15 protein-coding genes are annotated in these 19080 nt (G+C 40.1%); 9 read left to right on the top strand and 6 right to left on the bottom strand.

The features are described 5' to 3' along the window. A partial coding sequence (locus HWQ37_RS03300; protein ID WP_292743714.1) for a caspase family protein occupies nt 1-1873 on the top strand: 1873 nt, incomplete at its 5' end. Between the two features lie 180 nt (nt 1874-2053). On the opposite strand, the gene hisC is transcribed toward HWQ37_RS03300, so the two are convergent. Next, complete coding sequence (hisC, locus tag HWQ37_RS03305; RefSeq protein ID WP_292743717.1) at nt 2054-3139, bottom strand: histidinol-phosphate transaminase; 1086 nt, start codon at nt 3137-3139, stop codon at nt 2054-2056. A 142-nt stretch (nt 3140-3281) separates the two neighbouring features. On the opposite strand from hisC, the gene HWQ37_RS03310 reads away from it, so the two are divergent. After that, complete coding sequence (locus HWQ37_RS03310; RefSeq protein ID WP_292743720.1) at nt 3282-3659, top strand: class I SAM-dependent methyltransferase; 378 nt, start codon at nt 3282-3284, stop codon at nt 3657-3659. Nucleotides 3660-3770: 111 nt separating this feature from the next. On the opposite strand, the gene HWQ37_RS03315 is transcribed toward HWQ37_RS03310, so the two are convergent. Beyond that, nucleotides 3771-5225, bottom strand: coding sequence for a sensor histidine kinase (locus tag HWQ37_RS03315; protein ID WP_292743723.1), 1455 nt, complete (start codon nt 5223-5225; stop codon nt 3771-3773). A gap of 407 nt (nt 5226-5632) precedes the next feature. Here HWQ37_RS03315 and HWQ37_RS03320 point away from each other — a divergent pair, with 407 nt between their 5' ends. Next, nucleotides 5633-8521 carry a hypothetical protein gene (locus HWQ37_RS03320; RefSeq protein WP_292743726.1) on the top strand — a complete coding sequence of 963 codons (2889 nt, stop codon included), beginning with the start codon at nt 5633-5635 and terminating at the stop codon, nt 8519-8521. A gap of 282 nt (nt 8522-8803) precedes the next feature. Here HWQ37_RS03320 and HWQ37_RS03325 read toward each other — a convergent pair whose 3' ends face one another. Together HWQ37_RS03325 and hisG are read right to left on the bottom strand one after the other, a co-directional pair. Further along, entirely contained in the window at nt 8804-9235 is a 432-nt protein-coding gene (locus HWQ37_RS03325) for a hypothetical protein (protein WP_292743729.1), read from the bottom strand. Between the two features lie 494 nt (nt 9236-9729). Next, entirely contained in the window at nt 9730-10374 is a 645-nt protein-coding gene (gene hisG / locus HWQ37_RS03330; RefSeq protein ID WP_292743731.1) for an ATP phosphoribosyltransferase, read from the bottom strand. A gap of 76 nt (nt 10375-10450) precedes the next feature. Between hisG and rppA the strand changes: the two genes are divergently transcribed. The 4 genes from rppA to HWQ37_RS03350 all read left to right on the top strand — a co-directional run bounded on the left by rppA (nt 10451) and on the right by HWQ37_RS03350 (nt 12671). Next, a complete protein-coding gene (rppA, locus tag HWQ37_RS03335; RefSeq protein ID WP_292743755.1) occupies nt 10451-11149 on the top strand; it encodes a two-component system response regulator RppA in 699 nt (232 codons plus the stop codon). Between the two features lie 97 nt (nt 11150-11246). Beyond that, nucleotides 11247-11567 (top strand): hypothetical protein, encoded by a 321-nt coding sequence (locus HWQ37_RS03340; protein WP_292743734.1) that lies wholly within the window; start codon nt 11247-11249, stop codon nt 11565-11567. 407 nt (nt 11568-11974) lie between these two features. Continuing rightward, nucleotides 11975-12373 carry a type II toxin-antitoxin system RelE/ParE family toxin gene (locus HWQ37_RS03345; protein WP_292743737.1) on the top strand — a complete coding sequence of 133 codons (399 nt, stop codon included), beginning with the start codon at nt 11975-11977 and terminating at the stop codon, nt 12371-12373. Further along, nucleotides 12360-12671, top strand: coding sequence for a helix-turn-helix domain-containing protein (locus tag HWQ37_RS03350; RefSeq protein ID WP_292743741.1), 312 nt, complete (start codon nt 12360-12362; stop codon nt 12669-12671). The genes HWQ37_RS03345 and HWQ37_RS03350 overlap by 14 nt, the downstream gene beginning before the upstream one ends. Nucleotides 12672-12912: 241 nt before the next feature. Here HWQ37_RS03350 and HWQ37_RS03355 read toward each other — a convergent pair whose 3' ends face one another. Further along, nucleotides 12913-13950 (bottom strand): 1-acyl-sn-glycerol-3-phosphate acyltransferase, encoded by a 1038-nt coding sequence (locus tag HWQ37_RS03355; RefSeq protein ID WP_292743745.1) that lies wholly within the window; start codon nt 13948-13950, stop codon nt 12913-12915. A gap of 525 nt (nt 13951-14475) precedes the next feature. On the opposite strand from HWQ37_RS03355, the gene HWQ37_RS03360 reads away from it, so the two are divergent. Together HWQ37_RS03360 and HWQ37_RS03365 are read left to right on the top strand one after the other, a co-directional pair. Continuing rightward, on the top strand, nt 14476-14796 hold the full coding sequence (locus tag HWQ37_RS03360; RefSeq protein ID WP_292743748.1) for a helix-turn-helix domain-containing protein: 321 nt from the start codon (nt 14476-14478) through the stop codon (nt 14794-14796). A gap of 1 nt (nt 14797) precedes the next feature. Further along, a complete protein-coding gene (locus HWQ37_RS03365) occupies nt 14798-18475 on the top strand; it encodes a PAS domain S-box protein (RefSeq protein ID WP_292743750.1) in 3678 nt (1225 codons plus the stop codon). 235 nt (nt 18476-18710) lie between these two features. Here the strand turns inward: HWQ37_RS03365 and HWQ37_RS03370 are convergent, their stop codons facing one another. Beyond that, nucleotides 18711-18935 carry a hypothetical protein gene (locus HWQ37_RS03370; RefSeq protein ID WP_292743752.1) on the bottom strand — a complete coding sequence of 75 codons (225 nt, stop codon included), beginning with the start codon at nt 18933-18935 and terminating at the stop codon, nt 18711-18713. Nucleotides 18936-19080: the final 145 nt, after the last annotated feature.

A 19080-nucleotide genomic window follows, 5' to 3' on the forward strand; every position in this document is an offset into this window, starting at 1 on the left:
GTCAGATATCCTAACTTTAACTGAGGAACAAGCTAGTAGAGAATTCATTGAAGCGGCTTTTTTAGATCGTTTGGGTAAGCAAGCTAAACCCGGTGATGTGGTCGTCTTCCACTTTAGCGGTTATGGCAGTCGTGTCAAATTGGAGACATCGCCAGAGACAATGCAAAATGCTCTGGTGTCAGCTAATGACAGTCTAATATCACAAAATGATAAAATAGTCAACTATATATTAGAAGAAACTCTACTGTTATTATTGCGATCGCTCCCTACAAATCGAGTCACAGCAATATTAGATACTAGCTATTATGCGCCAACCCCCCTATTAGGATTAAAAAGTCGCGCCCTTCCAGAATCAGTAGAGGCAAAGCTAGCAGCAGAAGAACTCGACTTTCTCCAACAACTTAAAACTCAGAAGTTACCCAGCACGCCGATTGTCTTAACAGCTACCTCAAATCCCAAGCAGTCAGCGAGGGAAGAACTCTTTTCTGGTTTTAGTGCTGGGTTATTTACCTACGCCTTGACGCAGTATTTGTGGGAATTTACCCCAACTACCAAAATTCAAGTCGCCCTCTCGTATATGGAAAATTCTCTATCCAAATTGGGTAGTAAACAGCAACCAGCGTTATTAAGTAGTCAAAAAAATCAACATCTAACATCTCTACCGCCAGACAATATTATTGGTGCAGAAGGCGTGGTGAGGGCGATTGAAGAAGACGGCAAAACAGTCAATCTATGGTTAGCAGGATTACCGCCACAAGTGCTGCTATACTACGGAGTTAATTCTCGATTCACTTTAGCAACAACAACAGAAGAATTAATATTGCGATCGCGGACTGGTTTAACAGCAAAAGCCCAAATTGCCCAAATTGAAGGTGCAAATTCTCTACAAGTTGGGCAACTTGTCCAAGAAGCAGTCCGGGTTTTACTGCGAAATATCCATTTAATAATTGCTTTAGATACTGGATTAGAAAGAATTGAGCGGGTAGACGCTACAAGTGCCTTTGCTGCATTTCCCCATATCTCCACCGTAGTCGCAGGGGAAAAACCAGCTGATTATTTATTTGCCAAACTACAGCAAACACCTAGTCGTTATGGACTATTTTCTCTTAGTGGCGAACTAATTTCTAATGCCACGGGCGAAGCAGGAGAAGCAGTAAAATTAACAGTGCAAAAGTTAGCGCCAAAATTATCAACCTTGTTAGCAGCCAAGTTATGGCGACTGACAGAAAATCAAGGTTCTTCCCGCTTGGCTCTCAAGGCAACCTTAGAAATAATTAACAATATATCATCTCGTGCGATCGTGCAGCGCGAAACAGTACGAACTTTCAAAACAGAAACTTCGATTCAAAAACTCCTCCCCACACCGATTGTCCCTATCGGTAGTCGAATGCAATATCGGGTAGAAAACCAGAGCGATCGCCCAGTATATTTAATCTTGTTGGGATTAAACAATAATCATACAGCGATCGCCTTCTATTCTTGGGAAATCCCCCAAGAAGCAAACACTGCGGACACCAAGCCCGTCCTTAAACAAGTCGTCATCGCTCCAGGTGAAACCCTCATCCTACCGCAAACTAATACTGCTTCCGAATGGGTGATTTCAGGGCCAGCTTCTGAGTGTGAACACCAACTGATTTTTAGTACAGCCCCCTTTAACGGAACTCTTGCCGCCTTAAACACTGCCAAGTATTCTACAACCGAAGAAGGGCCAATTGGCCGATTGTTGAATTCCTTAGAGGTTGTACAAGCCTTGCTACAAGACTTACATAACGCTAGTGCCATCAAAACTGAGATGAACGGCACAGCAAGCGATTCACATAGCTTGGATGTGAATAATTGGGCAAGTCTTAGCTTTAGTTTTCAAGTGTTGTAAGTGGGTGTGATTGAAGAAGAATACAGAATTCAGAATCAAGACGCTCTTTACGAGATGCTGCGCGAACACTCGCAATGACAACCAATACTGTTCGGTTAAGGTAAGAGACGCGATAAATCGCGTCTTTGTGATCTAGAATTTTCATCAAAAAACCTTAACCGAACCGTATTGCAATGACAACTATTTATCCGAACTTGATATGACTCCTAAATTCTGTTCGATATTTGTAGTTAGTGCCTCTACTAAAGCCTGATTTTGCTCATCTGTCCCAACAGTGATGCGTAATTTATCATCTAATCCGGGTTGCTTGAAATAGCGAATTAAAATTCCCCCTTTCTTGAGTTTTTGATAGAGGTATTCGGCGTTTCCTTCTCTTGGTTGTGCGAGCAAAAAGTTAGCTTGAGAATCCCAGATATGAAAACCTAATTGTTTCAAGTCTGTTGCTAACTTAGTCCGTGATGCCTTAATCTTGGCTACACAAGCATTTTTATAAGCTTGGTCAGTGATGGCAGCCGTGCCAATTGCACAAGCGATCGCATCAATGTTATAGCTATCTTTAACCTTAAACAATCCCTCTAACAGTTTGGGATTCGCCACCCCAAAACCCAATCGCAATCCTGCCAACGAGTAACCCTTAGATAGTGTCCGAAGTACAATGACGTTTTCGTACTCCTTAACCAAAGCCAATGCATTCTCTTCGGTAAAATCTATATATGCTTCATCAATCACCAAAACTCCAGATAGCTGGCTGGCTAATTTTCGTAAATCATCTGTTGCTACCACATTCCCCGATGGACTATTGGGTGACGCAATAAATGTCACAGCCCCATTTGCAGCAACTAATTCGTCCTTTGGTAAACTGTAGTCTTTGTTGTAGAGAACCTCGGTAATTTCCGCCGCTTGCATTTCTGCTAAGGTGCGATATAGCACGTAAGTAGGCATCGGATAAACTACCTTCTTCCCAGGTTCAGCACAGGCTCGAATCACCACACTCAACAATTCGTCACTGCCATTTCCGACAATTATCCAATCACTAGGAACTCCTAAAACTTTACTTGCAGCTTGCCGAAATTCCCCCCCAAAAGGTTCTGGATACCGCCGCAACCATTCACCATCAATATTCCGTAGCACAGCTAATGCCGCAGGAGAAGGAGGATAGGGGTTCTCGTTGCTATTAAGTTTAATAATCTGTGTACCGCGTTGAGGCTGCTCACCGGGAACATAGCTAGCCATTGCATCAACATTAGAGCGAAAATATTTGGTCATAGGGCATTGGGCGCAGATGTTTAAAACGGGACGCTTACGCATATCTCATGGCGTATCTTAAGCAAATTTCAACCCGCAATTTCTGACGATACCGTTTTTTGTCGTTTACCTTTATAAATTACGAATTAGGAATTATAAAAATATGCCAGATAAATGGAATCCAGAAATATACGAACGATTTCAAGCTGAAAGAAGTCGTCCATTCTACGACTTGGTAGATATGGTACACCGACAAGAAAATTTACGAGTTCTCGATTTAGGATGTGGAACCGGAAAGTTAACGAATTATCTGCATGAAACCTTAGCAGCACAAGAGACTTTAGGGATAGATGCTTCTGAGAAAATGCTGCAAAAGGCGCGTCAGTTTGAAGGTAATGGACTACGGTTTGAGCAAGGACGGATTGAAGAAAACCCAGGAGATGGGGAATTTGATCTGGTATTTTCTAATGCGGCATTCAAATTACTACAAAAGGGGATGAAGGGGCTGCCGACGGTAGCCCCTTCATCCCCTTTAAAATGATTATCATTATTGCTGATGGAACAGTTTATTTTCTGGAAGTCCCTAATTAAATTCAACTTGAACAAGCTAAAATCTTGCATCTATCATAGGAAATAAAAAATTATTAGCAAATTAAGACTCAAGAATTATTGGTAAAGTTATAGTAAAGGTAGTGCCAATGCCTTGGGTACTTTCAACTTGAATATGACCCTGATGATGTTCGACAATAGCTTGAGCGATCGCTAATCCCAATCCTGAACCAGTAGCGCTGGCTGTAGCTGTATTCCCCGTCCGATGAGTACGTGCCGGATCTACTCGGTAAAAGCGGTCAAACAAACGTGGTAGCGCTTCGGCTGGAATTCCAACGCCAGTATCACTCACCTTAACTTGCAACTGGGCACTGGTGTTACGTAGTCCAGAAACACGATTTATTCCCTCTATCCGCGCCAATTCCACTTTCACTTGTCCACATGCGGGAGTGTAATGCAAAGCGTTAGCAATTAAATTTGTGAACAGCCGCACCAGTTGATCCCAATTACCTACAAGAGTAAACCAATTTTCCAGTAATTCGGGGCTAGTTTCAGAGGCAGGATGGTCAATTAAGTCTAGAGAAAGGGCGATTTCTTTTTCAGGGACTAACAATTGTTGTTCTTCAACCACCTCTATTAGCAAAGCGTCCAATGGACAAGCTGAAAAAGTATCTTTGCTAATACCACTATCCTGTCGTGCTAGGAACAGTAAGTCATTGACTAACTTACCCAAACGCTGCGTTAACCGTTCCACCACCTTTAACTGTTGCCGATACTGCAAAGAAGTAGTCGTTTCCGTCTCTGCTAAATCTAAGTCAGCAAGCGCAACTTGCACATTAGTTTGAATCAAAGTAATCGGACTTCTAAGTTCGTGAGAAGCATCAGCAGTGAATTGTTTAAGACGTTGATAAGACTCGCCTACAGGTTCCATCGCTTTCCCCGAAAGAAACCAACCACTTGCACCTACGGAAAGCACCATTAACCCAATACCTAGTGCCAAATCAAAAATCAACTGGCGACTGGGTTTAGTGACTTCAAACCAAGGATGACTAACACGCAGATATCCTAATACTTGTCGTCTAATTTCTACCCGTTGGGTGACTTGTCGCAATAAGAGTGCTGAGTCAGGAGTTTTAAATTGTGAATTTTCACTCTTTCTCTTGACAACACGCACAGTTTCACCAGTGCGGTTAGCACGAATGGGAATATTTAGGGGTTCAGATAACGTTGACCAAAGTAATTTACCAGTTGGACTAAACCATTCTAGGTCGATGTGGTCATCTTCCACAGTGTCAGTATTATCACCAAAACTGGCTTCGACATTAATGCGAAATTTATCTGCATCAGTATTAATTGGCTCAAATATAAGTGTAGATGCACAGCCACTGCTTGTGAGGCAACGCTCTACTATTTCTACTACATGGTTAAGGGTGTCATCAATCCGCTCAATCAGTGTACTGCGGACGTATAAATAAACTCCACTAGCAAACAGTAGTAGTAATACAGCAGTGACAGCAGTGTACCAAATTGCAAGACGGCGGCGAGTAGCCTGAAACATATTTTAACCTACTTTTTTTGACTGAATATCATCACATTACGTGTTTATACGGTTAAAAGCTAGATCGTTTTTCTCGCTCAAGTGATTTTGCTGAGGTGTAATTTTTGCTAAAGAATTACACTTTTGTTGCAGTAAATCTGCTTAATCTTACTTTATTCTTTACAGCCAGGATAAAAAATCAATTGTCTTTGGCTATATCAAATTAACCAAAACGATTCTTGAATTAATTCAAATCAAACACGACTTAATTTTGATGATTAAAAATTGATTGCGTTAAAGAAAAAACTAGCAGCTAATATTGAGTATTTTGAATTAACTTTGGTTTTTATGATGAATCTACCAAGCAGCATATTTCTATTGTGTAAACCTGTGATTTTTCAAATAGTAATCATGGGGGAATCTCAATCATGAGATTCAAAAAGAATCTAATAATAATTGTAAAGTTCCTTTTTTTCTCAACAGTTTTCTTCAAAATAATACTAGTTCATTTGTTTGCGATCGCATCAGAGATTGACGGTAAAAACAATATTGCTTTGACCGCAGCAAATAATCCAAATGCTAGTAATAATAGTTTGCTCAATCCTCATGAAGAAAATAATTCCCAAATTCAAGCACTATTAAAACCAGCTTTAAAATCTGCTAACTCTAACTTAGACCAAACTAAACAGTTATCCAAATTCACCGTAGCTGATATTATCCCAATTGAAGAATATAAAGTAGAACCTCCCAAGCTACCTGATGAAGGTGAAGGAGAGACTAAACCAAATATAACTAAGCCACCCACATCAACACAACAAATACTAATAGAAAAACTACGTCGTTCAAAAAAGCAACGACAAACAAAACAAAAAGAAATAATTCTTGATGCTTTGACATTTAGCGCCGATAAATATCCTTGGATTGTTAACCCAACAGATAACCTTACTTTTTCCACGGAATTATTTAAGCCAAATAAGGACGAAAATTACATAGATACGGATATAAGTATCAGGTTTTCTGGAGATAATCAGATTATTGATAAATTGACTTATGCTAAATTTCCTAAAGCTGACCAGTTTTATTGGGTTCTCGATAACAATAGAATAGTAGTTGAAACTAAAGGCTCTCAAGCAGGTATTCTCTCTCAAGGAAGACAAACTAATACTTATATTACCCAAAACGTTACCTCACAACAGGCATTTTGGGGATTGCAAACTCTGTTCGCTATACCTACAGATTTTCAGAATTTAGCTGGAGAAGTTGGTACTAATGATTTTTCTGTAACTTCAATAGCAGGAGAATTGATAAATCCTGAAGGCATACCTGCTGGTAGAGTTATTATTAATAGTGGAGTTGATTTAAACAATCCTAATGTCACAGTTCTCAGAAATCCTATTCCAATTATTGGTAGTGGCTCTAGTTTAAGTTTTAATGGCGGACAAGCATTATTTCAATCTTTAGATGCTATTAATGCTCCCAAAATTCTGCAAGGCTTTCCCACAACGAATTTACAACCTTTACTAGATGATGGAAATGTCCAACTCAAAGTAGGTGAAGTTATTCCCAAAAGCGCTTTGGAAGGTGCTGGTATTTTCTGGGGAGATATTCTCACTGGAAAAGGTTTTAGTTTTACTGCTCCTGTCTCTTCTTTTCCAGGTATTAAGGTTGCTCAACTTAGAAAATTTGATAACTTTGATTTGTTAAATGTAGCAGTCAATCCTTTTCTCACTCAACCTGAGAAAGACTTTCATTATCTTAACTCTTTACAGTGGCTATCTTTAGGAAGAAGAGAACCTGTATTTGAGACATTATCTCAAACTCAAGAAACTTCTGATTGGCACAGGATTTATGTTAGCCATCCTCATAATCGCAGCTTAATTCAATACGACCCAGTTGCAATTAAAGCTACTTATACAAATATTTTTGCGGCTCCCGGAGGATCGATAACAGCCAAATTTAGTGATACTAGTATTGATACTATTCAATCAGTTAATTCTACATTAGGTTTACTATTAGGTGGAGTTTTTGAAGCTATTAAAATAGATACTATTCAACAAGGTTTAGGAGAAGCTAGACAAAAGTTTAAGAATGGAGAAGGTTTTACTCCTTTAAATACACCTGCTACAGCTGACCAAAGAAGACAAATTAATAACAGGCTGAATCGTACTTTATCTTATGCTAATGCAGCCAGTGGACTAGAGCAGGTATCTGGAACTTATACACTTCCCAGTAAAGTTACCCCTAATAACTCCAGCATCTTGCAAGTAAGAACGGGAAACCACAAACGAGCAGTTCAGTTTCTGGAAAGAAATATTTCTATTTTAGATGAAGGTGATACATTTTTTTCCGATCTCAGACTATCTAATAAGAAATTTGGGCCTCTAACTTACATTGGTATCCCAATTCCTTTAAATGATACTTCTATTAATCCTGTTAACGAATCTTCTGCTGTAGAAGTAATTTTGACAAATCCCCAAGGACAACAATTTGTACAAAAATTTAATTCAGCAGATACTACAATAGTACCGCTCCAGGTGCGAGCGGCTGATTTAGCATTCGATTACATGGAACTCACTAGAGTTGATAAAATAGGTGTTAGTTTTAATAACTTTAATGGTTATCTATCTTTACCGACAGTTGAATTATTAGCCGCAGGTTCTTCGGGAAATTTTAACTATAGTGCCAATTTAGGAACGTGGTTTAATGTAGATGCTAACTCTGCGCCAGGGGTTCCTAATAATAATTTAGGAACAGAAGAACCAACTTTCGGTATATATACTAATATACTCCTCAACTATATTAAAACTGATATACGATTAAATTCAGCTAAAAAGCCTATAGCTATTAATACTCACGTACCATATTTGAGATTTGACTGGAATAGTGCCTCTAATAAAAATAATCCTTTTTCTACTTATTTAAGTTATTTATATCAGCATCAAGAAAGAAATTTTGGTTTTTCTATAGCTCCTGGTATCGCTTTTATTGAGAAGAATAGTAATGGTGAATTTTTAGGCCTTTTCAATGGTGAATTTAGTACTAGTCATGGTTTAAATCTGAAGGGAAACCTAGAGATGGGCAAAGAATTTTTCTTTGAATTCCAAGGATTGCAAAGAGTCAGCAAAAATATTTCTGCCGGTGTTTATCTAAAAAACTATAGTGTTAATAATCTGGGTTTAAGCAGCCGAGTTTCTGGCTTCAACTATGGAATAATTGCAAGGCACACTTTTCCCGATAATGGTGTATTTATAGAAACTCAAATTGGTACAGGCGAAAATGGGTTTGACCTCAAACTTCAAGGTGGTTATCGATTTTGATAGTATTAATTGAACCTACCAAAATAGACAGGTTATATTGCAATACAGTTCAGTTAAGCAATTTTTTCCTTCTCTTTCTTTTCTCTGCGTCCTCTGCGCCACCCTGCGGGAAGCCGCAAAGCGTCTACTGCGGTTCGTAAAAAAAAATGACCTTAACAAAGACTGCTAGTCTTAACCCAAGCGTATTGGGTTATATTGCAAAATCTCTGTATTATTGAATAATAAAATTCCCAACTTCTTTAAGAATTTGGGAATCTAAGCTTTTCTATTTGTAAGTCTTGTCTAATCTAAAGCACCCAAGCCATTATTACCAGAACCTGCTCGGATTAGAGTTGTCATATCTTCAATCGATGCATCACTATTTAATAAATTTGCTGCTGTATTAATAAATGAGTTTGGGCTAGAGATTGTAATAGTTTTAACTACTCCAGGAGTTATAGTCAGACTATTTATGGTTTCGTCATTTCCGCCTATTATTCCCCCATAAGTAGGTGTAATTTGTAAACCCCCGTCAAAGTACGAGCCAGAAGGTAAAATTACCTCGCCACTGACACTGAGAAAAGCACCCGAAGGTCTAGTTAAACTAACAGCACCACGAGCAGTAGCTTGCTGTGCATTTGCTGGCGCTACGAAAAAATTTCCTACACTCATTAAACCGAATAGGCAGATACTTCCTCGGACAATTATAGATAGTTTGTTAGATAAATTATTCATGATTTTCACTTTAAGCTCGTTCACAGATTTTGCTTGGGAACGCAGACTAAACCTCAACTAGCAAAAGTAGAGGCGTAATCTTTTTTTAATTCCTTTTTGCAAATAAAAATATATAACCCTTGCTGTGAGCATTTTGTTAAATATGAACATTTTTAGGGTTCGTATTATTACGCAAACCCTCTAGTCATTTTCCGGTGAGTGTTTCAGGGTTTATATTGATATGACTAAAGTTGTATAAAGGTATGATTAGGAGCTGCGCCAATCACTGAGGCTTTGATTCCATTTGCTGAACCGAATATATTGTCTTTTCTAGTGGTCTGTCAAATTCATTTTGACGATTAGAGAGACGCGATAAATCGCCGTCTCTACGGGGAATTTATCCATCAATTATTTATTGACAGACCACTAGGAGAAACTGTGCGAATGTAGCAATAGTGCAGCATTAGCTAGGAACGAGCATCAAAAGAAGCGTGATTACGAATTACAAATTGATATTAAACTCCTAGCAAAACGGTTTCCCGCAGCTTGCCAATCACATCACTCAGATTACCCGTATTCAGGCGGTAACTCAGAGGATGGGCAATCAACCGCGCCGTGCTTTGATACAGACTAGCAATTTCAATCAAACCATTTTCGCGCAAAGTCCGCCCTGTAGAAACTAAATCCACGATCGCTTCTGACATCCCAGTAATTGGGCCTAGCTCTACTGAACCATACAATGGCACTATTTCCACAGGTAAATCCAGACTATGGAAATATTCACGAGCGCAATTTACATATTTTGAAGCAACTCTACCATGCGGGGGTAAATCTAAAGGCGATCGGTAAGAACTAGATGCTTTTACCGCCACCGACATCCGGCAATGACCAAACTGCAAATCTACCAAGTGGGCAACTTGCGGCTGCTTCTCCCGCAACACATCGTAACCAACAATTCCCAGTTGTGCTTGACCATATTCTACATAAACAGGCACATCCTGCGCCCGCACCAGTAAAGCTTTTGCAAGTCCCTTAGTGTCAGGAATTTGAAGTTGGCGATTTCCTGAATCTAAAAAAGCACTAAAATCTAACCCAACAGATTGTAACAAGCGGATGCTATTTTTAAGTAGTTCCCCTTTTGGCAATGCAACAGTCAGCATTTTTTTTCTTAGTTTCCTTGGCGTTTTGGCAGTTTAATAATATTGAGAATATCTCTATATGCTTACCACAAGCAGTATGAGAATTTTATTAGTTGATGATGAAGTTGAACTAACTCAACCCTTGAGTCGCTTATTAACTCGTGAGGGTTACTCTGTAGATGCGGCTTATGATGGGACATCTGGTAGCGAACTTGCACAAGCTGGCAGTTACGACCTACTTATTTTAGATTGGATGTTGCCAGGAAAAACGGGGTTAGAGATTTGTCAGGAATTGCGACGCGAAAGCAAAACTACTCCGGTGTTGTTTCTCACAGCTAAAGATACTCTTGATGACCGCGTAGAAGGTTTAGATGCTGGTGCGGATGACTATTTGGTTAAACCTTTTGAATTGCGGGAGTTACTAGCGAGAGTCCGCGCTTTATTGCGTCGTTCCGGTTCCCAAATCAATGAAACTACCACCGGACGACTGACTGTCGCTGATTTAGAACTCGATTGTGAAAATCAAGTAGCCTATCGCCAAGGAAGAATAATTGAGCTATCGCAAAAAGAAGGTCAGTTGTTGCAATACTTCATGGAACATACTGGACAGTTATTAACTCATGCCCAGATTATGCAAAATTTGTGGCAAGAGTCAGAACAACCTAGTAGTAATGTGATAGCGGCATTAATTCGCTTGCTGCGGCGTAAAATTGAGGTGGGTAAAGAAACTACGCTGATTCACACAGTTTATGGTAAAGGTTATCGTTTTGGTACTTTATCAGTAGAGTTAGTTTAGCGAAGAAATTTTTGTATACTGGGTACTGCTTAGTATTTGCTTAAACCCTAATTACATCCTACTCAATGTCCAAAGATTTCCTACTTTTGATTTAATAATGTATGATGCAACCGGCAAAGAAGTAAATAATTGTAAAGTCAGCGCACAGGAATTACCAGAATTTCAAAGTGTGTACCTCAGCAACATTAGCTCAGTTATTGATGGTGATGGACTTGCAGCTTTGGCAGTTTACTACATAGCATCCAATACAAAGTTAGCAAATGTGGGAGCAACGACAGTTCTATCTAGTGCTGAAGGTTTCTACGAGCATATGGGAATGGCTCCATCCGATGTAGAGCTAGATGAATGGGTAGGAGACACGGAGACCGTAAAAACAAAAGCATTGGCATCTTTAGAAAATAAATGGCAGGAATTCTAAATTTCCTTGCGCGACATTAGCTGGGGCGATCGCAATTGGGGAGAATAAGCCACAATCGCCCTTCCAGTTACTCTATATTAATTACTCGATACCCATTACTTTTGTGTTGGTAACGAACGGACAAGCTGTGGTAGGAACTATAACTTTATTACTAACAACACGTCCATACAGTATTTTCAGCGATTTTCTCTAGTACGCCACGGCATAAATAGAGCAACCATTTAAAATCCCTAAAAAACCTGGTGATAGCCAATACCGAGCTAGAAGGTTGCACAATACTGGCTCTCAAATTCTTTGCTATACAGGGATTGTGACAATCCTTGGTAAGAAATTAATTGCTAAGTTTCTTAGTCTCGTTTCATTTATTGCCCTACTATAACAATATTGTTATAGTAAAAGGGGATGCTGTGCCTGAAACCGGTGTTGTTTTCTACCAAGAAGAGGAAGGGGAAGTTCCTGTCCTTGAATGGCTGACACGACTTTTGAAAGAAGACCGCAAAGGTTATGCAAACTGTGTTGCTCGAATCAAACAACTTGCGGCTTCAGGCTACGAACTCCGTCGCCCGGCTGCTGATTACTTGCGCGATGGGATATATGAGCTTCGGGCAAAGCATATGCGTGTGCAATATCGCATTCTGTACTTCTTTCATGGTCAAAATGTGGCAATTCTCGCTCACGCTATCACAAAAGAAGAAGCATCTGTACCACCAATTGATATTGAACGGGCGATCACTCGAAAGCTTTTATTTGAAGAAAACCCAGAAGTTCACACCTACGTAGAGGAGCAAGAGGATGGTCAAGACTAGCGATGCTATAAAAATCATTGACAAAATGACTAGCAGCGACCCTGAGCTTGAGGCAATGGTGGCAAAAGCTTCAATCAATGCAGAAGTGGCACAGTTGATTTATGAAGCTAGAACAAAAGCAGGGTTAACACAGAAACAACTGGCTGAACTTGTTGGCACAAAACAGCCTGTGATTGCACGGCTGGAAGATGCTTATTACGAGGGACACTCTCTGTCAATACTCCAAAAAATCGCTCAGGCTCTTAATCAGCGAGTAGTGATTCGTTTGACTCCATTGGAACATGAACAAAGCGCATAATGACATATAGGTGACAACGCCAAATCAGCCTAATTTTCTGATGTGAGTTTTTGTACAGTGACTTTTTATTTGTCGTGATGCCAAATTACTATCATCAGGGCTATAAAGCTTGTACTCAAAGAGCGTTAAGCTTAAAAGTAACAGGGAAAGTTACAAGCTATATCAACAGCAATAGTTGCAAGTTTAAAGTGGGTAAGGCTTGCATTGATGACGTAAATTTGTCTCAACACCATTTAATTTGTCACTGTACAGATTTACCCAAAAACTGATTAATTTGAAGTTGCAGTTTTTCTCGTAATTTTTGCGCTTGTTGATAAGCTACTGTATGCCCTTTGTTTGAGTGGATGCCCAATTCTGCTGGTTGCAAAGGTTGAATAAAGTAACATAAGCGAGTTTTCATTGCCCAAATTCCCATTGAGGGAAACAGAAGTAAGGCAAACATCAAAGGCGAGAAAGGCAAGAATGGTAATTTGACTAGTCGTTGCAATTTGGTGAAATTAACAGCCCAAGGATGTAAAGATTCACTGCCGATGCAAACTACTGGTAGAATAGGAATATGATAGCGATCGCTTAACTGAATAAAACTGATATCAAACTTTTCTAGTTGATAGCGTCTTCTCCAACCTTTCAAAGGCCCACGAATACCTTCGGGTGCATACAAGAGGATTTTACCTTGAGCAATAGCTGACTCAAAATCATCTAATTCGGCTCGCACACCACCTAAAACCTGCGACCATTTAGGTGGTAGCCACCAAATTACCCAAGGATGCTCAAATAATGCTGGACTTGCTATGGGTTGTACTACCCATCCTTTAGCTTCACTTAATAAATAACCCAAGGTTAAAAAGTCCCAAGGAAAACACATCCCGGCATGATTCATTGCCACAATCAATAGCCCTGTTGACGGCAAGTTTTCTACTTGTTGCAACTCTCCTCGAAAATAGTATTTAATGATAGGGGCAAGAATTTCTTGGCGAAAAGCTTGTTGATATTTAGGATCGAATTCACCAACTTCTTTTCGAGGTGAACGAAAACCCAGACGCAACCAGCGACTTAACAATGCGAGATAAAATCCACCAGGAATTAAAAATAATCCATATTCTAGCCAATTCCAACCATCTGGATCGGTGTGATAGTGCTGCCAATGGCGGTTAAATAAAATTAGCCAGCCTGGAGGATACCAAAGACAAAACCAATCAAACCAGCTAAATACATAGTCTTCACCTGGTACATTTTCTAGTTGACTGTTTAATAAGTTTTCGGAGTGTTGATTAATCAAAATAGTTAAATATTATTAGGCAGAAATCTTATAAAACTACATTCTAGCTATATAATTTTGCCATTAGCATCTTACTATAGAAGTAAAATTAGCTACATTTTTGGGAATCTATTTCAAATTTAGCTGCTACAATTAGCGATAATTTCAAAACTTTTAGCAAATACCAAATATTAAACACAACTTGTATATATAGCAATCCTATTTGATTTGTGAAAATGTGTGCTGTCCAGATCCCCGACTTCTTCGAGAAGTCGGGGATCTAATTTTTCACAAATGATACAGGGTTCCTATGGGATTTTGGAAAAGACAATTAGGGTGTGTTAGCGAAGTGTAACGCACCACCAATTTTTGGCTGTGGGCGCTGGTTGAGATCGTTAAATTGGCTTAAATAATACTATTGTGCGATCGCATATCAGACAAAATTTAATATTTATTTTATATATACACTCTCCAGCAAACAGTAAGCTGCGAACACTGATAACTGAATATTGATGTTTCGCCAAAAGATGAAATTGATAACGACTGATGATTATTCAAATTCTTCCTCAAGTTGGAGACGAATGGCGAGACATCTGTCTTACTCTTCCTACTATGGAACTAGGAAAGCCAGTCAAAATTTCAGATTTAATCCGTGAACTTCGGCAGCAACTCGATCTTTCTCAAGAAAAGTTTGCAGCGAAGTTAGGAGTTTCCCTACGAACAATCAATCGCTGGGAGAACGGATCTACAGTGCCTTCACAGATGGCACTAAAGCTGATTGAAGAAATGTTAGAGAAGATGGGCAAAAGAGGCAAAAGATTAGTAAACGAGTATCTCCCAAAATCGGAGCAATGGGAGGACTCTTAAGATGATGGTGAAAGTACCTGAAAAATTTTTGATGATGCGTTCTCGGTTCATAGCTTTTAGTGTGATGATTTTGGCAGTTATAACGGCACTGCTATTGACAAAAGTGTTACTGCCAGTTTTTGATCCGAGCGTATTTACATTATTTTATGCTGTTGTGGCAGTCAGCGCCTGGTATGGCGGTATGAGACTGGGAATGCTAGCGATCGCTTTATCTGTGACAACTGCGCTCTATTTTTTGATCGAGCCAGTCTACTCTTTCGATTTACTCAGCCTAAAAGTCCTGGTACGATTAACCACGTTCTCACTAGTATCATTCTTAATTACCGCCCTCTCTTCAGAATTACGAGCGGCTAGACGCAAGGCAGAGACAAGCCTGAAATTGTTGCAAAATAGCGAAATGCGATTTAGGCAACTGGCAGAATCCAACATCATTGGGGTAATCGTTACTGATGTGAACAACGGCTGTATCATCGAAGCCAATGATGCTTTTCTGAAGATGATCGGCTATACGCGAGAAGATTTCTGTGCTAACCAAATAAACTGGCGGGAAATTACCCCACCTGAGTATCTTCTTTTGAGTGAGCGTTCAATGGAAGAACTGAAAACTACGGGAGTATGTAAGCCCTTTGAGAAAGAATACATTCGTAAAGATGGCGATCGCATTTCCGTTCTGCTCGGTTCTGTGATCCTGGGAGACACTCAAGAAACGGTTATTGCTTTTGTTGTTGATTTGAGCGAACGCAAACAAGTAGAACTAACTCTCCGAGAGAAAGAGGAGCGTCTAAGGTTAGCCAACGAGCGCTTTGAGTTAGCAACATCTGCGGTCAACTGTCTCATTTATGACTGGAATATAGAACAGGATACCGTTGAAAGAACTGATGGGTTAACCCGAATTTTGGGCTATTCTCTCGCAGAAGCTGAACCAACTGGCAATTGGTGGTGTGAGCTTGTCCATCCAGAAGATTTGCAACGTGTCCAAAAAATGGTACTTGCTTTAGAAAATGGCGATCGCTATACTGCCGAGTACCGAATTCGCAATCGGAATAATCAGTACATCTATGTGTTAGATCAAGGAATAGTGGCGCAACGGGATGCTGATGGCAGCCCAGTACGTTTAGTTGGCAGCACTACAGATATTAGCAAACGCAAACAGGCAGAAGAAGCAGTCCAAGCAAGTGAGGAGCGGCTCAGGAGTTTTGTAAAAGCGAATATAGTTGGCATTCTCTTTAGTGATGTGAATGGTAGCATCACTGAAGCCAACGACGAGTTTTTACGAATTACCGGTTATACCCAAGAGGATATCCAAGCAGGTAGATTGCAGTGGGCTGATATCACGCCATCTGAGTATCATTATTTAGATGAACTAGCTATTGCCGAAGCAACAGCGAAGGGAACTTGTACTCCTTATGAAAAGGAATTTATTCGCAAAGATGGTTCCAGCGTACCAGTTGTAGTTGGCTATTCCCTTTTAGGAGAATCTCGGCATAAATCAGTCGCATTCATTCTGGATATTAGCGATCTCAAACAAGTTAAAAAAGCGCTGAGTCAGAGTCAAGAACAATTTCAAGCTTTTATGGATAATATTCCCGCCGCCGCCTGGATTACAAATGCAGACGGGCGTGTACTTTACCTCAGTCCTACTTATTTCAGCACATTTGATTTACCAAGAACAAAAAATAAAGCGATTAATAAAAATATTTTTGATTTATATCCAGCTCAAATCGCTCAACCCCTGCTCGATAACATTAGAATGGTTGCCGAGACAAATCAGATTGTGCAAACGATTGAGTCTGCCCCACGTAAAGATGGCTCTCTCGGCGAATTTTTAGTTTATAAGTTTCCCATTGCCGATGCATCTGGCCAACGTCTGGTAGGAGGGGTGGCAATTGACATTACCGAACGCGAACGCGCCCTTCGGGAACGTCAGCTTGCAGAACAAGCCTTACAAGAGCGCAGTGAAAGACTGAAACTGCTTTCAGAAACAACCAGTGATTTACTTTCCACCGAGCGCCCTTTGGATCTGATGAACAGCTTGTTTAGCAAACTTTCGGCGCAAATGGATTTGCATTCTTACTTTCACTATTTAATCGATACACACGAAAACAAGCAAAAACTTCGGTTAGTGGCTTGGAATGGGATTACTGATGAAGTATTTCAAACAATTGAATACGTTGAATTTAATCAAGGGATATACGGACTAGTGGTACAAGAACGCCGCCAAATCGTCGTCAATAATGTGCCGCGCTCTACTCATCCCCATGCTCACATTCTCCATGCTTTAGGAATTACAGCCTACGCAGGTCAACCCTTAATTGCTCAAGGAAAGCTGCTTGGTGTCCTCTCCTTTGCCAGTCGCACTCGTAACCATTTTACTGCTGAGGAAATAGCTCTATTACAAGCAACCTCCGATCAGGTGGCGGTTGCTCTAGAACGCGCTCAGTTAATGGCTTCGTTACAGCGACGGAAAGAAGAATTAATCCAAGCTAATCGGATCAAAGATGAATTTTTGGCGGTACTTTCCCACGAACTTCGCACGCCGCTAAACCCGATCTTGGGATGGTCGAAGTTACTGCAAACCAAAAAGTATGATGAAGCAACCACTACTCGCGCTCTCGAAACCATTGAGCGCAACGCCAAGCTTCAGACTCAACTAATTGAAGATTTACTAGATGTCTCTCGGATTCTGCAAGGTAAACTTAGTCTGAATATTGCTCCTGTGAATCTAGAAACTGCGATCGCCGCAGCGATAGAAACTGTACGTCTAGCGGCTGAAGCCAAATCGATCAATTTACGATTTACGATTTTGGATTTTGGATTGGAAAATTCTCAAATAAATTTACAATCTCCTGAGAATTTAAGATCCAAAATTTCAAACCCCAATTTTCTAGTTACAGGTGATTTTGGTCGCTTGCAACAAGTTATCTGGAATCTACTTTCTAATGCTATTAAGTTTACACCCCAAGGTGGAGAGGTAGAAATCAGTTTAGATTCTGTTGGTTCTGAGGTTCAGCTGCGAGTTAGTGATACAGGTAAAGGAATTAGTGCTGACTTTTTACCATTCGTCTTTGACTACTTTCGACAAGCTGATGGCGCAACCACGAGAAAATTTGGCGGATTAGGCTTAGGATTAGCTATTGTTCGTCACATCGTCGAGCTACATGGCGGCACTGTTAAAGCAGAAAGTTTGGGTGAAGAGCAGGGAGCAACCTTTACAGTCATGCTACCGCAGATTAAGATTCATCTAAATAATCAGCAGATTGTTTCTAAACCTGATGACTTACCCAATCTAAATGGGCTGAAAGTTCTGCTTGTGGATGATGAGCGTGATACGCGAGAGTTAATTGCTTTCATTTTAGAGCAGTCTGGCGCGGTAGTAATTCAAGCTGCATCTGCAATGGAAGCACTAGGAATTATACCTCAGTTCCAGCCAAATTTGCTGTTAAGCGACATTGGAATGCCAGAAGTAGACGGCTATATGTTGATACGTCAAATTAGAGCCATGTCAGCAGAACTTGGAGGGAAAATTCCGGCGATCGCTCTGACAGCTTATGCTGGTGAGGTTGATTATCAACAGGCAATTGCCGCCGGTTTTGGGCAGCATATCACCAAACCTGTGGAACCAGCTAAGTTACTTCGTGCGATCGCTAACCTAATTTATAGTTGTAGCAACCTGGGTTAGATCCCAATACCCTTGGGTTAAGGTTAGCAGTCTTTGCCAAAGTCATTTTTTTAACGTAGACGCTTCGGCTTCCCGCAGGGTACCGCAGAGGCGCAGAGGACACAGAGAAAAGAAAGAGAAGGAAAAATTTGCTTAATGTGATTCCACCAAACCCAAATATGAGTATCAAGAATGATCACAAATTGTTGACTTCATAATTTTGATTCATTTCCCAATTATCAGGAGAAATAACGGGTTAATTCGGATCTGCCAAATAAGCGTAGGGTTGCATTTCTCCAAGAGGATTAACGGCAAATTTGCTTTTATTTTCCGAAGAATAGCTAACTTGCCCCAACTTTTCTTGGATACTTTCACTCAAAATAGAAGAAGCTAGTTCTTCAACAGATATTTCTTTGAAAGCAGCAGCTTTAATTAGAGATTCTTGAGTTTCTTGACTGATGTAAATATTAGTACCAATCATGTTCACTCTTTCTACTTTTTTACATGATAAGCTAATCGGCATTTAAGTTGCATAAAAGCAGGGCTGAAGCCCTTACTACAAGCGAATCATTCTGGAAAAATGAATGACGATTAGCTTATCAAACATCATCAGCAAAAATTTTAGT

It is taken from the genome of Nostoc sp. NMS4, from assembly GCF_017115095.1.
Taxonomy (GTDB): Bacteria; Cyanobacteriota; Cyanobacteriia; order Cyanobacteriales; family Nostocaceae; genus Nostoc.